Consider the following 4033-nt stretch of genomic DNA (forward strand, 5'->3'; position numbering starts at 1 on the left):
AATTGACACAGGCACGTTGGGAAATTTCAGCCTTTCCCCTTTCTTTTTGCTGTGGAATGACTTCACACTGGCCTGTTCCGGAAAAAGCCCAGCCATGATAGGGACATTCTAGCCATCCATCCTGATTAATTCTACCTTCAGACAGTGGAGCCAAACGGTGTGGACATTGATCGACAAAAGCTCGCCACATCTGTTCATGCTTGTCCCACCAGAGGACAATATCCTGCTCTAACAAAGTGAAGCGAGTGGGCTGGGATTTGTCTAAATCCTCGATGTAAGAAACAGGATACCAAACTTCTTGCCAGTCAAAGACTTCTGGATCAGAGCCACCTGCTGCCAGTTCTTGCACTGCCTTAGTTTGAGAGGTTACGGACTGTAAAACCATGCTAGACATAGTAGGAATTTTAAAAAAAAGTATGGGATTTTTAGTCATAATAAATGTAACATTTTTTGAAAAAAATAGTCAATAAAAAATCAACCATCTAGGATGATATAAAGTAGCATCAGGACAGCTAAAATTATTACTAATATGGTAGTCGTAGATTCAGAAAAACGTACATCAGCTAAAACAGCTTTGCGTCAAGTGCTTGCGGCTTGTGGTGGCAATACTAAGGATGAAGCCGTAATTGCTGCAATTAATCATTTATGTCAACTCAATCCGACAACAGCACCAACAGGTCATGGGGAACTCCTGGACCATGAATGGTTGTTAATTAGCGCACCTAATTTTCCGGGAGGAGAGCAACTGGCAGAGGGTAAGTATGCTTACACTCTCGGTCGTCTTGCTTTTAATATGTTTCAACCCACAGGATTAAAACTGGTGATTGACCGAGTTGTCCAACCTGTATTTTTGTTGGGAGATGGTCAACAGCGTAGTTATGATATCGTTGTGGAATTTACGACCGTTGATGAGTCTATGCCTCAAATCAGGGGAATTGTACGCAACCAAGGCGTTTGTTATCCCGTTAGTGATTGGGTGCTACAAGTACAATTTACAGGAGGTATTTTAGCCCCCCATCCATCAACAAATCTAAAAGATTGGCAAGCCATTTTTGGTGATCAATGCCCATCTTCACAGAAAAGTTGGACAGAAAAATTGATGTCTGGTTTTTTCAAGTTGATGTTCGGTTTAGTACCCCCCCAAGGGATGAACCCAGATACTGGAGAAGTAGCATTTACCATGAAGCGATCGCCCAAAGGTCGTCTACAAATTCTCTATCTGGATGAGGAACTACGAATCACTCGTGGAGAAAAGGGTACAGTCTTAGTCTGTGACATCCACAGGTGCGACCCGTGACGAATTTAATAATTAGATGCGGAAAGCGCACTTACTAATTTCAAAAGCGATGCAGCAAGGTAACAGGGGATTTACACCACTCGCACTTTGCCTCAAAACAGTAAGATGCACCCATTTTTTTGGGAGCATCTCATTTTGGTAAATATATCGTTTTATGTGAGCGGTATAATCACCATGATACAGCTATTTGCGGTATGTTTCTTCCAAAGTGGGATGCTCCTGCTTTGTTTGGGGCGTTCTTTTTGTTTAACTCCCGCTAATCGGAAACAGGAAGTACTTAGTAATTGGTAACCCCAAGAATAGGTTGAGGATTGGTATTAGGTAACTGTGGCGGTGTGAAGGTACCAGAGTATAGAGGTGATTCCTCTTGAACAATGAGTGGTAATGATTGGCGCATTTGAGCAGCAACCGCTACAGTTTTTACATCATAGGTTTGAGTGACTAGCTTCGGATAAAGACCGATGCCAATAATAGGGATTAACAGACAAGCGGTAACGAAAATTTCGCGAGGCTTGGCATCCCCTAGGTATTTCTCAATAATTATGCCAGAGTTATTTTTACCGAAAAATACCTGTCTGAGCAGTGAAAGCAGATAAATCGGAGTTAGGATTAATCCCACTGCTGCTAATAGAACGATGACTACTTTGAAAGATGAGCTGTAGACACTGCTAGTGGTGACTCCAAGAAACACTGACAACTCACCCACAAAACCACTCATTCCAGGTAAGGCTAGGGATGCCATGGAACCAGCAGTGAACAGGGCAAATGCTTTGGGCATTTCTTGCGCCATTCCTCCCATTTTTGCCATCGCTAGCGTATGAGTACGTTCGTAGGTGACACCAGATAGGAAGAATAAGGCAGCAGCGATTAACCCATGGGAAAGCATTTGTAAGATAGCTCCATTCATTCCTAATTCAGTGAACGAAGCAATGCCAATCAACACAAAACCCATGTGGGAAATTGACGAGTAAGCTAGTCGTCGTTTGAGATTGTCTTGGCTAAAGGCAAGCAAAGCACCGTAGATAATATTGACCACACCTAATACTGCTAGCACTGGTGCGAAGTAAGTATGGGCATGAGGAAGCATTTCTAGATTCATGCGCATCAGTCCATACCCACCCATTTTCAATAAGACCCCAGCTAATATCATCGACACTGGAGCAGAAGCTTGGCTGTGTGCATCCGGTAACCAGGTATGTAGCGGAAAAATCGGCAACTTGACAGCATAGGCAATTAAGAAACCCGCATAAGCTACTAGTTCCAAAGCTATCGGGTAATGCCGATTCCCTAGGGTTTGCATGTCAAAGGTCACTGTATCTCCAGCAAACGCCATCACTAGCGCGGCGACCAGGATAAAAACTGAACCTGCTGCTGTGTAAAGAATAAACTTGGTTGCGGCGTAGAAGCGTTGTTTTCCTCCCCATATAGAAATGAGCAAGTACACTGGCAGCAACTCTAATTCCCACATTAGGAAAAACAACACTAAATCTTGAGCTGCAAACACCCCGATCTGGGCGCTATACATGAACAGCATCAAGAAGTAAAACAGACGCGGTTTATGGTTAATCTTCCAAGCCGCAACAATAGCTAAGGTAGTGACTAAGCCACTTAACACAATCAGAGGCATCGATAAGCCATCGACTGCTACAGACCAACTAATGCCAAGCTGGGGTATCCACGTATAACTTTCCCTGAGCTGAAATTCGGAATTTTGGAAATTGTAATGATGCCAAAACCCATAGATGATTAGGACAAAATCCAGAACGGCTACACCTAGGGCATACCAACGAATCATCCTCAGCCACTTGCTGGGAATGATCGGAATCACCAAAGATGCCACTAGGGGCAGCAGAATAATCGTCGTTATCCAAGGAAAATTCACGGAGACCATAGCTAAGAATAAATACCTATTGCCACATGATTTCAGTATATTAAGTAAAGTAAAGTTTTGCAAAGGTTCTTTACCAAAAAACCAAAAAAAAACTTTTTCAGTAGCCATTGCTACCGAAAAAGTAAAGAATTGTTAAAATTTTAGGTTAAGGTGGGTCACCCCCAGAACCCTTATGGTATAGGGTCATATCAAGTCAGGTGGAATACCCATAATTAGAGGGAGGGTCGGAAGTGTGGGGAGGGTGGGACGTGTGGGGAGATGGGGAGATGGCCAGATGGGGGAGATTTTTATTAAGGGTAATTATCCCGAGATGATATAAGAGGTTTGGGGTAATCAGAAGCAATTACCAACTATAACCAGCAGGGGGTCATACCATGGGATGTGGTATTAGCTACTTAATTCCAGAGCAATCTTGGTGCCTTGGCAATCTAGAGAAAGCGATCGCACTTGAGCCTGAATCCCGGCATCGGTCCAAGCTACCGCCATTGCCTCCTGAACCGCTGGTGCTTGGGACTCACTCACCAAAGCCAACAAAGTAGGACCTGCCCCACTAATCACCATGCCATAGGCTCCAGCATCCAAAGCTGCCGCCTCCACAGCGTCATAACCAGGAATCAGTTTTTGGCGATAAGGCTGATGTATCCGGTCTTGCAAACCGACCCGTAACCAATCCCCCTTACCAGACTCCAAACCCCGCAACAACAACCCCAAACTGGCCACATTCAAAACTGCATCAGCACGGCTATAGCTATCAGGCAACACCTGCCGTGCCTCCTGTGTTGAAAGCTCGAAATCGGGAATTGCCACCACCGGCACCAGATCAGAAGACCAAGCAACATCACAAA

General features: G+C 44.3%; 4 protein-coding genes. 1 reads left to right on the forward strand and 3 read right to left on the reverse strand.

Going from position 1 to position 4033, the window contains the following annotated elements; translation table 11 throughout:
- A partial coding sequence (locus F6K37_RS34025) for a Rieske 2Fe-2S domain-containing protein (RefSeq protein ID WP_287255174.1) occupies window positions 1-394 on the reverse strand: 394 nt, incomplete at its 3' end.
- Window positions 395-529: 135 nt separating this feature from the next.
- Here F6K37_RS34025 and F6K37_RS34030 point away from each other — a divergent pair.
- Entirely contained in the window at window positions 530-1297 is a 768-nt protein-coding gene (locus tag F6K37_RS34030; protein ID WP_287255176.1) for a PAP/fibrillin family protein, read from the forward strand.
- A gap of 277 nt (window positions 1298-1574) precedes the next feature.
- Here F6K37_RS34030 and F6K37_RS34035 read toward each other — a convergent pair whose 3' ends face one another.
- Together F6K37_RS34035 and F6K37_RS34040 are read right to left on the reverse strand one after the other, a co-directional pair.
- Window positions 1575-3188: an NAD(P)H-quinone oxidoreductase subunit 4 gene (locus F6K37_RS34035; protein WP_287255180.1), complete on the reverse strand. Its 1614-nt coding sequence runs from the start codon at window positions 3186-3188 to the stop codon at window positions 1575-1577.
- A gap of 387 nt (window positions 3189-3575) precedes the next feature.
- Window positions 3576-4033, reverse strand: a 458-nt coding sequence (locus F6K37_RS34040) for a homoserine kinase (protein WP_287255178.1), incomplete at its 5' end; no start/stop codon positions are given.

The organism is Moorena sp. SIO4E2, assembly GCF_010671945.1.
GTDB lineage: Bacteria > Cyanobacteriota > Cyanobacteriia > Cyanobacteriales > Coleofasciculaceae > Moorena > Moorena producens.